General features: G+C 61.0%; 10 protein-coding genes. 6 read left to right on the top strand and 4 right to left on the bottom strand.

Annotation, left to right across the window (positions count from 1 at the left end):
* Positions 1-20: 20 nt before the first annotated feature.
* Together ACMGEZ_RS06030 and smc are read right to left on the bottom strand one after the other, a co-directional pair.
* Complete coding sequence (locus tag ACMGEZ_RS06030) at positions 21-1,118, bottom strand: cell division protein ZipA C-terminal FtsZ-binding domain-containing protein (protein ID WP_436821333.1); 1,098 nt, start codon at positions 1,116-1,118, stop codon at positions 21-23.
* 7 nt (positions 1,119-1,125) lie between these two features.
* Positions 1,126-4,641 (bottom strand): chromosome segregation protein SMC, encoded by a 3,516-nt coding sequence (smc, locus tag ACMGEZ_RS06025; RefSeq protein ID WP_436821332.1) that lies wholly within the window; start codon positions 4,639-4,641, stop codon positions 1,126-1,128.
* 113 nt (positions 4,642-4,754) lie between these two features.
* Between smc and ACMGEZ_RS06020 the strand changes: the two genes are divergently transcribed.
* The 6 genes from ACMGEZ_RS06020 (at position 4,755) to ACMGEZ_RS05995 (ending at position 13,361) form a co-directional block, all read left to right on the top strand.
* Entirely contained in the window at positions 4,755-5,507 is a 753-nt protein-coding gene (locus tag ACMGEZ_RS06020; protein WP_436821331.1) for a hypothetical protein, read from the top strand.
* Between the two features lie 342 nt (positions 5,508-5,849).
* Positions 5,850-7,196, top strand: a complete 1,347-nt coding sequence (locus ACMGEZ_RS06015) for an ADP-ribosyltransferase family protein (protein WP_436821330.1) — start codon at positions 5,850-5,852, stop codon at positions 7,194-7,196.
* Between the two features lie 183 nt (positions 7,197-7,379).
* A complete protein-coding gene (locus ACMGEZ_RS06010; protein ID WP_436821329.1) occupies positions 7,380-9,350 on the top strand; it encodes a hypothetical protein in 1,971 nt (656 codons plus the stop codon).
* Between the two features lie 274 nt (positions 9,351-9,624).
* Positions 9,625-10,317: a P-loop NTPase family protein gene (locus ACMGEZ_RS06005; RefSeq protein ID WP_436821328.1), complete on the top strand. Its 693-nt coding sequence runs from the start codon at positions 9,625-9,627 to the stop codon at positions 10,315-10,317.
* Between the two features lie 615 nt (positions 10,318-10,932).
* Complete coding sequence (locus tag ACMGEZ_RS06000; RefSeq protein ID WP_436821327.1) at positions 10,933-11,322, top strand: type III secretion system chaperone; 390 nt, start codon at positions 10,933-10,935, stop codon at positions 11,320-11,322.
* A 197-nt stretch (positions 11,323-11,519) separates the two neighbouring features.
* Entirely contained in the window at positions 11,520-13,361 is a 1,842-nt protein-coding gene (locus ACMGEZ_RS05995) for a hypothetical protein (RefSeq protein ID WP_436821326.1), read from the top strand.
* Positions 13,362-13,372: 11 nt separating this feature from the next.
* On the opposite strand, the gene ACMGEZ_RS05990 is transcribed toward ACMGEZ_RS05995, so the two are convergent.
* Both ACMGEZ_RS05990 and ACMGEZ_RS05985 read right to left on the bottom strand, forming a co-directional pair.
* Complete coding sequence (locus tag ACMGEZ_RS05990) at positions 13,373-13,909, bottom strand: disulfide bond formation protein B (RefSeq protein WP_436821325.1); 537 nt, start codon at positions 13,907-13,909, stop codon at positions 13,373-13,375.
* A 1-nt stretch (position 13,910) separates the two neighbouring features.
* Positions 13,911-14,996, bottom strand: a complete 1,086-nt coding sequence (locus tag ACMGEZ_RS05985; RefSeq protein WP_436821324.1) for a sulfate/molybdate ABC transporter ATP-binding protein — start codon at positions 14,994-14,996, stop codon at positions 13,911-13,913.

The raw sequence follows: 14,996 nt of genomic DNA, 5'->3' as shown, positions 1-14,996 counted from the left end.
CTCCGGAATCAGGGGCGAGGTTAGCTGAACAGTCGCCGGGCCAGCGGCGAGCCCGCCGACAGCTCGCGCGAGTCGAGAGTGTCGTAGAGCTGCTCGAGGTCGGCCCCGATTGCGTCCATCGTCTCCTCGCGCAGCAACTGGCCGTCGCTGTCGGTCACGACGCCGTCCATCTCGCGCGCGAGGGTCGCGGCCGTTTCGCGCATGCGCGCGAAGGGGCGCTCGGCGCGGTCGACCTGCGGCACGTCCAGGCTCAGCGTGAGCTCGCGGATGGCGGACTGGGCCGGGTCGTCGGCGAGCGCGGCCTGGGTGTCGAAGGACAGGCCCAGGATGGGCGGCAGGCCGAGCTCGCTCGCCGGCAACACCATGCGGCCGGGAATGATGCCGGCGACGAAACCCAGCCGCGCTGCATTCTGCTGCACATAGCCCGGGCTCCAGGCGGCGTGCAGCGCCCGCAGCACGAAGCTCAGCTGGGCGTCGTGCGCGCTCGCGAACAGGTCGAGCTCGCGCGCCCGTGCAACTTCGTCGAGCATTTCGGGGAACTCGGGCGCGCCGTTGACGGCGTCCGCGAAGGCCTGGGCCTTGACCACGAACTCCGAGTACTCGATCTCGTTGAGCGCCCCGGTGCGGTTGGCCAGTTGCACGCCGGCCTGGAAGGCGCCGTAGCGCTGGCCGGGCGCGGGCGGCTCCCACTCGCCGGTGTGTTCGTTGAGGCCTTCGATCGCCACTGGCTTGCTGCCGGCGCGGCGCGTAGCCGGCATGGCAGCGATGGCTGCGTCACCGGACGCCAGGCCGTCCAGCGTGATGGGCGCGATCACGTCGATCAGCGGGTCCAGCCCGCCGCGGCGGTCGGCCGTCGGAATCGGCAGCGCGCTGGGTGCGGGCAGGTCGGGGTCGAACAGCGGCTCGTGGCGCTCGGCGCCCGCAACCGGGTGGCCGGTCAAGTGGAGCACCGGCTCTTCATCGCGGCTGAGTGGCGCAGACGCCGTTTCGGGCCGATCGCCGTCCGGCGCATCGGGCTGGCGCGGCGCGTTGCGGCGCGACATCCATGCGTTGTAGCCGATCACCATGGCCAGCACGAGGCCGCCAAGGATGGCAAGGGCGACGGTGAGGTTGCTCATCCGGTGCCTACGCGGCCTCGGCCATCGACACGGCCGATTCCATGTCGACCGCCACGATGCGCGAGACGCCCTGCTCCTGCATGGTCACGCCGATCAGCTGCTCTGCCATCTCCATCGCGATCTTGTTATGGCTGATGAAGAGGAACTGGGTCTCGCGGCTCATCGCCGTCACGAGCTTGGCGTAGCGCTCGGTGTTGGCGTCGTCCAGCGGCGCATCCACTTCGTCCAGCAGGCAGAAAGGCGCGGGGTTGAGCTGGAAGATCGCGAACACCAGCGCGATCGCGGTCAGCGCCTTCTCGCCGCCCGACAGCAGGTGGATGGTCTGGTTCTTCTTGCCGGGGGGCTGGGCCATCACCTGCACGCCGGAGTCGAGGATCTCGTCGCCGGTCATCATGAGCCTGGCGTTGCCGCCGCCGAAGAGCTCGGGGAACATGCGGCTGAAGTGCTCGTTGACGATCTTGAAGGTGCCGCCGAGCAGCTCGCGCGTTTCGCCGTCGATCTTGCGGATCGCGTCTTCCAGCGTGTTGATGGCCTCGTTCAGGTCGGCCGACTGCGCGTCGAGGAAGGTCTTGCGCTCGCTTGCCACCGCGAGTTCGTCGAGGGCTGCGAGATTGACGGCGCCCAGCGAGGCGACCTCTCGGTTGAGACGGTCGATCTCCGACTGCAGGCCGGTGAGCCGGACCTTGTCCTCCTCGATCGACCGCGCGATCGCATCGAGGTCGGCCTCGGCATCGACCAGCAGCTGCTGGTACTGCTCGAAGCCCAGGCGCGCGGCCTGCTCCTTCAGCTGCAGCTCGGTGATGCGCTGGCGCAGCGGATCGAGCTCGCGCTCCAGCTGCAGCCGGCGCTCGTCGCTGGCACGCAGCTTCAGCGTGAGGTCGTCGTACTGGCTGCGCGCGGCGCCCAGCGCGGCCTCGCGCTCCAGCTTGAGCGCCAGCGCGTCCTGCAGCCCGGCCTGGGCAGCCGCGTCGGACAGTCTGCCGAGCTCGGCGCGGGCGCGCTCCTCTTCTTCGGTGAGCGACACGACCTGCTGGGTCGCCGTCTCGATGGCGCGGTTGAGCTCGGCGCGACGCGCTTCCAGCGTGCGCTGCGCGAAGACGGCCTCCTGCGCCTGACGCTCCAGGCTGCGGTGCTGCTCGCGGCTGGCGGACAGCGCGCGGCCGGCCTCGATCACGCGCTCGTCGAGCTGGGCATGGCGCTCCTGGCTGTCGGCCAGCTGCATGTCCAGTTCCTCGAAGCGGCCGTCGGCGGCGACGCGCTTTTCCTGCAGCTCCTCGAGTTGCGCCTCGACCTCGCCAAGGTCGGTGGACAGCTGCTCGCTGCGCGCGCGCGTCTGCTCGGCCAGCTGCGTGAGGCGCAGCGTCTCGACCTGCAGCTCGTGCGCACGCGACTGCGTGTCGGCCGCTTCGCGCCGCACCGCGACCAGGCGCTGCGCCGCATCGCCGTAGGCGGCCTCGGCGCGCGCCAGCGCGGTGCGGGCTTCCTCGCTGATCAGCGTCTGGGCGCGCAGTTGGCGCTCAAGGTTCTCCATTTCCTGCTGCCGCGCGAGCAGGCCGGCCTGCTCGGAATCTTGCGCGTAGAAGCTCACGCTATGGGCCGTGACCGCATGGCCGCTCTTGACGAAGATCGCTTCGCCGGGCTGCAGCTTGTCGCGCTGGGCCAGGGCTTCTTCGAGCGTCGCCGCGGTGAAGCAGCCGTGCAGCCAGTCGGCCAGCAGCGCCTGCTGGCCCGCGTCGCCGAGGCGCAGCAGGTCCGCCAGGCGCGGCAGCGCGCCCGAGGCTTGCGGCGCGGCCGCCGTGGGCGGGCTGTAGAAGGCCAGCTTGGCCGGCGGTGCATCGCTGCCGAAGGCGCGGACCATGTCGAGGCGGCTGACTTCGAGCGCGCCGAGGCGCTCGCGCAGCGCGGCCTCGAGCGCGTTCTCCCAGCCCTGCTCGATATGGATGCGGCTCCACAGGCCTTGCAGCCCCTCGAGGCCGTGCTTGGCCAGCCAGGGCGCGAGCTTGCCGTCGGTCTTGACCTTTTCCTGCAGCGCCTTCAGGGCTTCGAGCCGCGCCGACAGCTCTGCATGGCGCGCGCCCTCGGTGTTGACGGCCTGCTGCTTGCCGCGGCGGTCCTCGTCGAGCTGCGGCACGGCTTCCTGCAGTTCGTGCAGGCGCGCATCGGCTTCGCTCGCGGCTTCCTGCGCGGCAGCCAGTTGCTCCTGCAGCTCGCGCAGGCGGGCCTCGTCGGGCGCGGCCAGTGCGTTCTGGTCGCTGCGCAGACGCTCGGCGCGCAGCGTGAGCTGGCGGGTCTGGTCCTCGATGTTGCGCTGGTCGGCGGCCAGCACCTGGATCTGCTGCTGCACCTGGACGACGCTCGCGCGCTGGGCATTGGCTTCGTCCTGGGCGCGCTGCTGCGCTTCTTCGAGGCTCGGCATGCGCGCGTCGTGCTCCTCGAGCTGCGCGGCCAGCAGCTCGGCCTGCTCCTCGGCATTCACGCCCTGGCCGGCAAGCGTCTCGATCTCGGCCTCGGCGTCTTCGCGGCGCGTGTTCCATTGCGCGATCTGCTCGCCGAGCTGCACCAGGCGCTGCTCGACCCGCTGGCGGCCTTCGACCACGAAGCGGATCTCGCCTTCCAGCCGGCCCACCTCCGCACTCGCCTCGTACAGCTTGCCCTGGGCCTGGTTGACCTGGTCGCCGGCGGCGTAGTGCGCCTGGCGCACGGTCTCGAGCTCTGACTCGACATGGCGCAGATCGGCCATGCGCGATTCGAGGTCGTTGATGGCCTTCTCGCCGTCAGCCTTGACCTTCGCCTGGTCGCCCTCGCTCTCCCCGCGCTTGAGGAACCACAGCTGGTGCTGCTTGCGCGTCGCATCGGCCTGCAGCGTGTTGTAGCGGGTGGCGACCTCGGCCTGCTTCTCGAGCCGCTCGAGATTGCTGGTGAGCTCGCGCAGGATGTCCTCGACGCGGGTGAGGTTCTCGCGCGTGTCGCCGAGCCGGTTCTCGGTCTCGCGGCGCCGCTCCTTGTACTTGGAGACGCCGGCGGCTTCCTCGAGGAAGAGCCGCAGCTCCTCGGGCTTGGATTCGATGATCCGGCTGATCGTCCCCTGCCCGATGATCGCGTAGGCGCGCGGGCCGAGGCCGGTGCCCAGGAACACGTCCTGCACATCGCGGCGACGCACCGGCTGGTTGTTGATGAAGTAGCTCGAATTGCCGTCGCGCGTCAGCACCCGCTTGACCGCGATCTCGGCGAACTGCGACCACTGCCCGCCGGCGCGGTGATCGGCGTTGTCGAAGACCAGCTCGACGCTCGACCGGCTGGCCTGCTTGCGCGTGGTGGTGCCGTTGAAGATCACGTCCTGCATGGACTCGCCACGCAGTTCGGAGGCGCGCGATTCGCCGAGCACCCAGCGTACCGCATCCATGATGTTCGACTTGCCGCAGCCGTTGGGGCCCACGACGCCCACCAGCTGGCCAGGCAGGAGGAAGTTGGTGGGTTCCGCGAAGGACTTGAAGCCGGAGAGCTTGATGGAGTTGAGACGCACGGCGGGTCTGGCCTAGGTTGATGCCAAGGTATTGATTTGTAAGGGAATATTTGGCCGATCTGATCCTCCGGGATCGGCTCGCTGCCCGAGGCGGCGATGATAACGTGCAGGCCATGAGCGAATCCCTCCGGTCTTCCCCTCTCGCGCGCCGCGCCGTCCTCGCAGGCGGCCTGGCCGCAACGATCCTCGGCCTTTCGGGCTGCGCCAGCACCGAGCGCGCCGAGCCTTATGGCAACAACGAGTGGCTGCAATCAGGCGCCAACCGCATCGCAAACCTCGCCGTGCGCGACAACCTGCAGTCGATCCGGCGCGTGCAGCTCTCGCTGTACCGGCGCAATCCGCGCGAATGGCGCAAGTGGGCGTCAAGCGCGGAGGACGCCACCCAGCGCACCTGGGACGCCATTTCGCAGGACATCCCCCTGCCCCAGCTGCGCGGCGCGACCGGCATCGACGCCATCCGCCTCGCCTTCGAGACCCAGCCCAAGCCGTACGACGGCGACCGCGTCGCGGCGCTGGTGGTCGGCTGGGCGTCGCTGCTCAAGCACGCCAACGGTGGCACCTGGGAGCAGACCATGCTCGACGGCGTCAACGCGGAGAACAGCTACCGCGCGGCGCGCAACGTCGAGATCTCGCTGTGGCTCATCGGCTCGAAGACTGGCCAGGACGGCCAGCCGCTGCTGCTGGCTACGGAGATCAGCGAACGCGGGCGCAACCTCGTGGTGGATCGCGAGCTTTCGAAGGTCGTGGCGCGGCTGGACCTGATGGCCGCGCAAGCCGATGAGAAGTACCGGCGCGCGGCGCTGGATTTCAGCCAGAACTGGCTGCTGGGGAACTTCGGGCCCTTCTTTGCGATGGTTCAAAGGTAGGTTGTTGCCCTTGTCTTTTGCAGTGAAACCTTTCGTTTCCACCAACGATTCGCATTCTTCACCAAAAATCAGATTAACAAAGGTTTCCGAAGCCGGCGCTAAGTCCGCCTCGCCGCGCCGTACCCCTGCAAATTTGCTCCTGATTCCCTCTCCACAATGTTTCAAGGACGGGTCGTCCATGAACCGGCCAAGCCATGGAACTTTGGTTTCCTGAGTGTTCCTGATCATTGAAGAAGCCGAGTCACAGCTGCTTCCGAAGTCCACAGGGGGTTTCATCGTGGCGTCCAAGCACGCGCCGCCTCATCTGCAAGCAGGTAATCAATTCAGACTATGAGCAATCGTTTGACCAAGTTTCAGCCGGCGACTCCCACGCGCCGCGTTCCGTCTCCGGAGGTAAAAAAGCCGACGGGAGATGCAAATACATCATCCTCGGCCAAATTATCCACCGTCATCCCTAAAAGAAAATTCCTAAAGGCAGCTCCTCGTACAAAAATCCTCGATACAAATCCGAATCGATCGTCATCCTCCAGCACTCTACAAGAAGAATCGGCAACGAGCAGCGAAGAGAGATCGGCAACTGTCGAAAACAAGGCTTCAAGCCTTTCCGAATCCGAACAGTCAAGTGAAAATACTCAGATCGACGCCAATTCGGCACAAAATACCGGTGTGAATATCGAACAACTTTCCACCTCAGGCGGACAAATTCCGACCAAACCGCGGTGGGAACCGAAAAAATCACCGCATCAAAGAAAACTGGATGCACTGAAGGAAAAGAGACGCAACCCGAATCTACAGCTAAAACGGGAAAAGGTGCAATCCATACCCCGGGAATTTAAATCGACCATAGAGCTCTCAAGCAATTCCGAATCTCCACTAAACGCGACGGAGTCTGGCCATTCACTTGCTCCCTTGACAGATTCAAACCAGCACGATGTGTCGCAGCGACCAAAGAAAACATTTTTTGATTTAATCCCAGGGCGCCGGATCAAGAGCCCAGCGGAAATCCTGCACAAGTCCGATCTTTACAAGGATGCCTTGAAGGGCGGCGAGCATTTGGTTGACCTGCTTCCACGTGTCCTTGAGAGCTACCTGTCGAGCTTGCTCAAGGATGACGATGCGCTAAAGACGATCAAGACGTACGACGTGCCCTTTGACGCGGCCGTCGGTCTCAGGTGGTATGGGCAGGTTGGCTTTTCCTACGTCCAGCAATCTCTCAGGCAGAAGCCGGACTCTACTTTCGGGAAAGACAACGAGGTCGCTCCGCCGGGAACTTTCGAGAGCCTGGTGAAGGCGTGCGAAAGAGGCTTTGCCAAGCTGCCGCCGCTGCCGCCCGGCACGGAGCTCTTCCGCGGTACGAACTACCTGTTCGATGACAGCCTCAAGCCAGGTGACGTTTATACGGACCCGGCATTCGTCTCCACCAGTAAATTAACCAAGGTCGCAGAGCAAAAGTTCACTGGACGCTTTTTGCTGAAGTTCATCGACATTCCGGTTGACGACCCGCGTTGGCGCGACATCTCGACCCTGACAGACAACTTGAGCGAGTCCGAAGTCCTCTGCCTGCCGAACACGAGTTTCAGGGTCATCTCACGAGAAAAGACCTCTAAACAGGTAGCGGTCGAGGTGGGCGGGAAGGTAGAGATGGTGAACCAGGAATTCATCACACTCGAACCTATCGGCATCAATTGAGGTCCGGACTGCCCCTCGCAGATGTGGTTCCTCATTGATATCGGCCAGCGCACCGCCATCCCTTTTTCGAGCAAGATCAAGCCTGGACAGTGACAGGCGATCGTCGCCTGGCGATGGCGACCCTTGCGGCGCCCGAGAAATCATGTTCGATCCCGGCCCCCCGATTTTCACGAGTACTTTGGTTTGCCGATTCCTGACGCTGCTGCAAGCCAAGCCGGCGGGCAATGGCTTCCAGAGCCAACGAAAAATACGCGGTTCCTCGCTGTATTTGAGGCGAAGTTGCTTTCCAGCCCTTTCTTCTCGATGGCTCAGAAAAGGTCAACTCTGGGCCTCTTTGACAGCGGAACCTTCGTTTGCAGCGGGTTACTGACCAATGAGCAAACCAGGTCACAAAGGCTTCAGCGATTCATAGAGGCTTTTACATCGTGGCGATGCAGCAGACCAACGGGTCATACCGCGACGAACCTTCAGAGCCATAAGCAAGGTTTTCTTTTCATCCATCTTTTACTAATCCATTTTGTTATGAGATCGCAAAATACAGGCCCTACAGGCCCTTCCATTTTTAGCCGACTCAGCCGCCGTCCGAAGTCAGAAAAAAACCAAAAGGATATACTCGATTCGGCCTCTCCATCGCAAAAAAAACCGCTTGCAACCATCATTCGCAGTCCTCGAGATAAAAAACGAGAGAAAGCAGAAAGTCATCAGATATTGATGGGCTCGCCAAGGGAAACCAGTACCTTTTCGCCTCACACTCAACTACCTGTTTTGCCACAGGGTTGCGATGTCGAAGACCGAACAGAACAAAGAACTTCTGAAGAGCATGTGACGTTTAGTATTGATGAGGGGGCGAAATTCCCAACTCGGCCCACAGAGCCCGCATCTTTTATTCCGATTAAATTACACGATACAAGGTCCGAAGGTTCTTCATCTCAACTTGCCAGCGACGATGCTTTGGCGTTGCGGTTTCAACTGACGGAAACAACCGGGATCCGCGGGGCCAGACCGGAGGCTGCTAAAACGCTGGTGCGGAGCCCGGCGAAAAAGAACTTGACTGAGATCATCACTCCGCAGAAAAAAAGTTCCTCAAGCGGCGAAACGCAGCCAATCCAGATCCGCGAGCAATCGTCGTCAGGCGATGAGCTCTTCACCTCTGGCACGCTCTCGCCTCGCAGGTTTCCGGGGATGGCCGAACTGCCAACTCTCGATCGTTCCGCGAAAAAAAGGATCGCCTACGGCTTGGGACAGAAGGCGGAGGCCAAACTTGATCGCATTCGTAAAAGACTTCCTGCAGGCGCCATTTTGGACAAACAAGGAAATTTGTCCGGGCGGTATAAATTTACGAAGTACCCTGTCACTTCCGATACCCCAGCCCCCCACCTTGAAGATGCAATCTCCGAAAAATTGGGCAAATTTCTAGACTTTGAAGCAGCAAGACAGATCGATCGTCCGGTGCCCTTAAACGGAATACTTGTAGCCAGTCTTGCTAGAGCTGATTTTCATCGACTGAACTACGAATTTAAAAACACCGACGGGACCGTAAAGGACTTACCTTTACCCACCAAAGCGGACGCGGACGAATATCTGGCATATCACAATTACTCAGAAGACTATCGAAAGACAGCCAATGAGGTGCTTCGTTCGCGGCAGATTGCACGGACTCTTTTGGACTTTGTTAGCGATGAAGATGCTACGCCAGAAGAAAACAGCAACACTGCGCTTGCACTTTCTTCGCTTCTGACTCAGGCGACTCCCGAGTTATTGGCATTCGTGGTCTACGGGCAAGAATCCGCTCTAAAAATGTTCAAGTCCAAGACCGAAGGTAAACATGAGCCTGCTCCCGAGGTCACTATCATGGATAGTAGAGGCGAAACGAAACCCGTTGTTGCGAAGCAGTTCGGCGCCACTAAATTTACGATTTCACGTGTGGGCGCCGATTTTCTGATTGCAGTTGACTTTCCAACGTATGCCGAAGCTAGACGGGGCCATGAAGGCGAGGTTCCATTGAATAAGAATAGTGTACTCGGCATTCACGCATCAACCGAGATTCTTGTTGACGGAAACGCGGCTCGAAATAGCATCCTGTCTGTCAAGCTCCCAACGGGTATTCAGGCAGAGTACTCGGGCCGCCTAGCGATAACTGAAAGCGATACATAAGACGCGCGCGCCAGCGAGCTCCCGACCACGGTGACAATTCAAATTGACCTTGGACCTACCAACCGACGCAGAGGCAAGGTTCAAACAGGGGTCCGACCGATTTATGCTCAACTGAGCGAGACGGTCGGTCAGTCACTCGGCATGATCCCACTTGGAGACCACAGCGTTAAGGATGGGGTGAGCACGGGGGTGACAACCAACGTAGCAGTCGCATGTCACTGTTGCTCACCCCTAGAATGCCTCGGCGTTCAACCACCTCCTCTTCCACGAACCCATGAGCTCCATCAACTTCATCGGCGGCGAAAAAGGCGGTGTCGGCAAGTCCGTCACCGCCCGGGTCCTGGCGCAGTACTTCATCGACCACAGCAAGCCCTTCGTGGGCTTCGACACCGATCGATCGCACAGCTCCTTCACCCGCTTCTACGAGGGCTTCGCCTCGCCGGTGGTGGTCGACAGCTACGAGGGCCTGGACACGGTGGTCAACGGCTTCGAGACGCATCCGCAGCAGAGCGTGATCGTCGACCTCGCGGCGCAGACGCTGGCGCCGCTGGCGCGCTGGATCAAGGATTCGGAGCTTTTCGACGTCTTCGCCGGGCTCGGCGTGACGGTCAATTTCTGGCACGTGCTGGACGACGGCAAGGACTCGAGCGACCTGCTCGGCACGCTGATCGATACCTTCGGCAATCGGCCCAACTACATCGTGGTGCAGAACTACGGCCGCGGCAACGACTTCGCCCTGCTGCTCGGCTCGCAGTCGCTCAGCAAGGCCATTGCGAGTGGGGCGCGCGTAGTCGCCCTGCCCCGCCTGCACGATGCGAGCATGCGCAAGATCGATGCGCGCAACACCAGCTTCTGGAAGGCGGTCAACGACCGAGAGGGCCCCAACGCGCTCGGGCTGCTGGAGCGCCAGCGCGTCAAGAGCTGGCTGGCGACCTCTTACGCGGCTTTCGACACGCTGCCGCTTTGAGCAACCCTGGCTCCTGCCGCCGCGATAGGAGAACGGGCCCGCAATCAACTGGTTCTCGACGCCGGAAGGCGTTGTCGCGGCCTCACAGCAGGAGGGGGGCCACGGCTTGATACCCGGCCAGTGGATTGGCAGCCCTTTCGCCGTGCCGCACAGGCTTGGCCGCTATAGCGCCGACCCCGTCACTTGGATGGTCCACTTTACGAAGTGCGCCGCGCGATCGGCAACGTTGGCGTCATGAATCTCAAGCCCTTCACTCACGGCTGAAAAACACACTCAGGATCAGGGTACCGAGAACCGCCACCGATGACTTGGGCCGGCGGGGAGGTCATGTCCAGCACCACAGCATCCCACTGCTCGGCTCGCTTGAAAACATCTTTTGTTGCTTCAGAAAATAAGAAGAAATCGCCAGAGTTCTCTTAAAGTTTACTGGCTAGCTCAGCCGCTCTTAACCATGCATGACTTTTTTCGTCTCGACATCGAACTTTCGATTGAGTGGCTGTTACAAAGGCCAAGAGAAAGCCGGTCACAAAGGGTTCCAAGTTTACAGGGTGGTCAATTCGTGATGGTGAATGCACAGCGCACGCGGTGCTACCGTCACTCCGCAAGCAGGTATTTATGAACATGGATTCAAGACAAACGGCCCGGCTCCTGGTCGAACTGGGCGAAAGCGATCAGCGCATTGAAAGCATCGTCCAGGAGGCTGACGCGCCCCGTTGGGCGATCGAGTTGGAGGATGGTTCGATCGTCCTTGCAGAGTTAGATGAGGATCGGGGCACGCTCAGTCTCGAAACGGACCTGGGCCGCCCTCCTGAAGAGCACCGGCTCGCGACCTGCGAACTCTTAATGATGCTCACGTCCGTCGAGCACGCCTCGAAAGGCTGGGCGATGGCCCTCGCCGAGCCGGGCGGTGAATTTCAACTCTGTAGCCACATCCTAGTTGCAGAGCCTTCAGTCGTGGATTTTCAGTCGGACTTCGAGCTTTTTATTGCTCGGGCGCGGGAATGACGAGAAGTTGTCGCACGTGGCGCGCAGCAGGAGCAGGCCAGAGCGGAGATTTTGAGCCCGAACTCCCTTGCTTAACGGCAGAGGACAGAATTTTTGGATCAAAAACAAGCGCGGCACTCTGCTACTGCCGCTGCCAGCCAGTTACCAACCAAGGCTGAGAAAACCGATCGCACACCTCATTTTCACGGTCAAACGTCATGCCTCAAATACATTCGCTTCCCGTCGCTACTGCAACCGTCGACCAACTGCAGAGTTTCCTGAATAGCGCAAAAGACAAGCGCGTGCTTCACGCAAAAACGAACAAAGACGGTTCGCTCGTCCTCTATATAAGCAAAGGCAAGGGGACTGGATTCAAGCAAGCACTGTTCCCTAAGCAATTCCTGGCTCGGAGAATTGCCGCGCGTCGGGCCATCTTGACAATCACAGGAACAAATGGCGCAGGACAAAACGAAGCCTTGCATGCCTCGATAACAAGCGGATTTATAACGAAAGAACTCGATGAAGCCAATTTCGTAGTCGACGCGGCCCCGCTGATGGTGGGAGATCTGAAATCCATGTTATCCGAACAGATTGAGCTCCATCAGCAAGCCTTCGCAGAAAAATATTTCAAGGGAATCGAGCTTGACTTCGACACCGGCAAGGCGCGAACGCCGTTTTCATCTCAAAACGAGAAGGCGTCGCCATTGGCAAATGGTTTGCAAAAGGCAATGAATGACATTCGAGGTGCAGCTCATGAACTGAGCGGCGGAAACTATCGCAAGCAGCTTCGAGCCAAAACCACGGCCTTCATCGAGGAAAATCTGCCCAATTGCCCTTTCCACACCTCGCACGAATACGAAGAAATTATTGACCTCAGCCTTAATTTCGACAGAAACATAAACAAGCTGCTGAAAGAAGTTTTCGACGGCAGACCGCAGGACAAAAGAATGGAAGAGGCCACGATAGAGTTGACCGATAACTTCAAGAAATTAAAATTCAGCATCAATCTCCTCGCCAACAAGGAATTCATCGATAGCTGCCCAGAAGCAAAACGCGAGGGCATGCTTGAACTCGGCCGGCAACTGAATGCACTCCACAAGCTTCTCACCCAGCCAGAAGGATTTTATGCATCCCTCGGCGCGCTTACCGGCTTGGCAATGAACTCGCCCGCCGACTTCAGCAGTTACCTGAACAAATTCAAATCCAATTTCATTTATGCTAATTTGCCGGAGGGCGCAATTGTAGATGAAAACGGCAATTTGAGTGGAAGTCAGATCCTCCACATAGTCCCCGCCTTCTCCAAATACCCCGACCTGCCTTCGCAGGCAAGCGGCGATGCCGGATCAACCATCGCGGACATGCTTGAGCGCGCAAAAGCAAATAGCTTGTTATATGGAAAGGAACAGATCGGCCGGATCACCGTTCACAAGCAAGCGATTGCTGATTTCTGGCGATTCAACTACGAGATTCCGACCGAACCAGGCACTGTATTCAAATCCAACGAATTACCAGAGGGAACTGATCAGCAAGGCCCGCGCAACATATCCGTTGCCTACGCGGTTAAAGCATTTGCGGGAGAAGACCCCAACACGACCATGGTGCTCTCTTCAGTTCTTAATCAGACCACATTGAGTCCGCTGTTTCATTGCTTGGCCGACCCGGGAGGCGAAAGTGTTCCTTTTAGAATGATCACCAGCACCAATGCAACAACATTCGACGGGCCGCTGATGCTTCAGAAGAGCGACGGAAGCCACGAAAGAATTTCAACCCAGGGCATGGGGGCATGCAAATGGAAACTTTCCCATGTCAATTCCGAAAAAAATGGAATTAACTACAAGATCTCGATTGATTGGCAAACTTATGCAGTGGCTAACGAAGTCCAGGACTGGCTGTCGCTGCCCGAGAACAATGTCCTTGGAATTCACTGGAAGGCGGATTTCATCGTCGACGGCGATGAGGCTAGCAGAGGAGTGCTGAAACTATCGATCCCCGACGGAATCGAGGCGACCTTCTCAGGCCGCCTGAACGTTGAGAAAAAGAGTGAGGGCGTCGAGGTCTGACGCGCGCCCAGTCACGCCGCCTTCGACGCCCTGCCGCTCAGGGCATCGGGGCGTGGGCCACGCGAGAACAGAAGGCCCAGCAACAGCAGACCGAAGACCACAAAGGCAATAAAGGACCAGTTCGCGATCGACAGGCCCAAAAAGGTCCAGTCGATCTGCGTGCAGTCCCCGCCACCCCGGAAGATCAGCGGCAGCGCCCGCTTCAGCGGGAAGGTCTCGATCATCCCGTAGAGGTCGCGCCCGCAGGACACGACTTCGGGCGGATACCACTGCAGCCAGCTCTGGCGCGCAGCGGTGTAGGCGCCGCCGACGGCCATCACCAGCGCCAGCGTGGTGCCGGTGACCTGCAGGCCGCGGCTCCTGCCCAGGGCGCCCAGGCCGGCGAACACCGCCACCAGCATCAGCGCATAGCGCTGCACGATGCACATCGGGCACGGCTCGAGGCCCACCACGTGCTGCAGATAGAGCCCGAAGGCCAGCATGCCCACGCAGGCAGCGCAGATCAGCGCGAGCGCGCGGCGCGGCGCCCGGAAATACCAGTCGAACAAATCAGTGCCCCTCTACGAAGACGCGGGCCCGGCGCGGCGTGGCAACCACCGTCTCGCCTTCGCTCAAGCCCAGGTCCCGGAACTGTTGCGCAGGGAGTTGCGCTTCGATGATGGTTCCGGAACCAGGATTGTCTGGATTCGATTCCACGGGTTCGAGTTCCAGGCGCGCGATCGGCCCGACCACGATGGCGCGGCTCAGGGTCGCGACGATGCCGCTGGCGCCGGGCACGTAGCGCTCGATGTCGAGGTCGTGCGGCCTCACATAGGCCAGGGCCTTGCCGTTCTGCAGCTCCCGGTGCTCGGGTGAATCGATGCGGATGCCTTCGACATGCACCTCGCCTTCGTGCGCGCGGCCGTGGAAGAGGTTGACGTCGCCGAGAAAGCCGTAGACGAAGGGGCTGGCCGGATGGTCCCACACGTCCTGAGGCGAGCCGACTTGTTCGATGCGGCCGCTGTTCATCAGCACCACGCGGTCGGCGACTTCGAGCGCCTCCTCCTGGTCGTGCGTGACGAAAATGCTGGTGACGTGCAGCTCGTCGTGCAACCGACGCAGCCAGCGGCGCAGTTCCTTGCGCACCTTGGCGTCGAGGGCGCCGAAGGGCTCGTCGAGCAGCAGCACCTTGGGCTCGACCGCCAGCGCGCGGGCCAGGGCAATGCGCTGGCGCTGGCCGCCCGAGAGCTGGGCCGGATAGCGGTCGGCCAGCCAGTCGAGCTGCACCAGCTTGAGCAGTTCGTGGACCTTGGCCTTGATCTGCGCCTCGCTGGGGCGCAGGCTCCGCGGCTTGACACGCAGGCCGAAGGCCACGTTCTCGAACACCGACATGTGGCGAAACAGCGCGTAGTGCTGGAACACGAAGCCGACCTGGCGCTCGCGCACGTGCACGTCGGTGGTGTCCTCGCCGGCGAACAGGATGCTGCCGGCGTCGGCCGTCTCCAGGCCCGCGATGATGCGCAGCAAGGTGGTCTTGCCGCAGCCCGAAGGGCCCAGCAGCGCGACCAGCTCCCCGGAGGCGACGTCGAGGCTGACGTCGCGCAGCGCGTGGAAGTCGCCGAATTGCTTGCTGACGTTGCGGATTTCAATGCTCAT

The organism is Variovorax stachyos (genome assembly GCF_051400855.1).
Classification (GTDB): domain Bacteria; phylum Pseudomonadota; class Gammaproteobacteria; order Burkholderiales; family Burkholderiaceae_C; genus Variovorax.
The sequence above is the reverse complement of the archived record's forward strand: the minus strand, read 5'-3'. Positions and strand labels throughout refer to the sequence as shown.

Coding starts and splice junctions, on each gene's coding strand:
- ACMGEZ_RS06030 (WP_436821333.1), bottom strand. CDS start 1,118: ATGAGCAACCTCACCGTCGCCCTTGCCATCCTTGGCGGCCTCGTGCTG.
- ACMGEZ_RS06020 (WP_436821331.1), top strand. CDS start 4,755: ATGAGCGAATCCCTCCGGTCTTCCCCTCTCGCGCGCCGCGCCGTCCTC.
- ACMGEZ_RS06005 (WP_436821328.1), top strand. CDS start 9,625: ATGAGCTCCATCAACTTCATCGGCGGCGAAAAAGGCGGTGTCGGCAAG.
- ACMGEZ_RS06000 (WP_436821327.1), top strand. CDS start 10,933: ATGAACATGGATTCAAGACAAACGGCCCGGCTCCTGGTCGAACTGGGC.
- ACMGEZ_RS05995 (WP_436821326.1), top strand. CDS start 11,520: ATGCCTCAAATACATTCGCTTCCCGTCGCTACTGCAACCGTCGACCAA.
- ACMGEZ_RS05985 (WP_436821324.1), bottom strand. CDS start 14,996: ATGAGCATTGAAATCCGCAACGTCAGCAAGCAATTCGGCGACTTCCAC.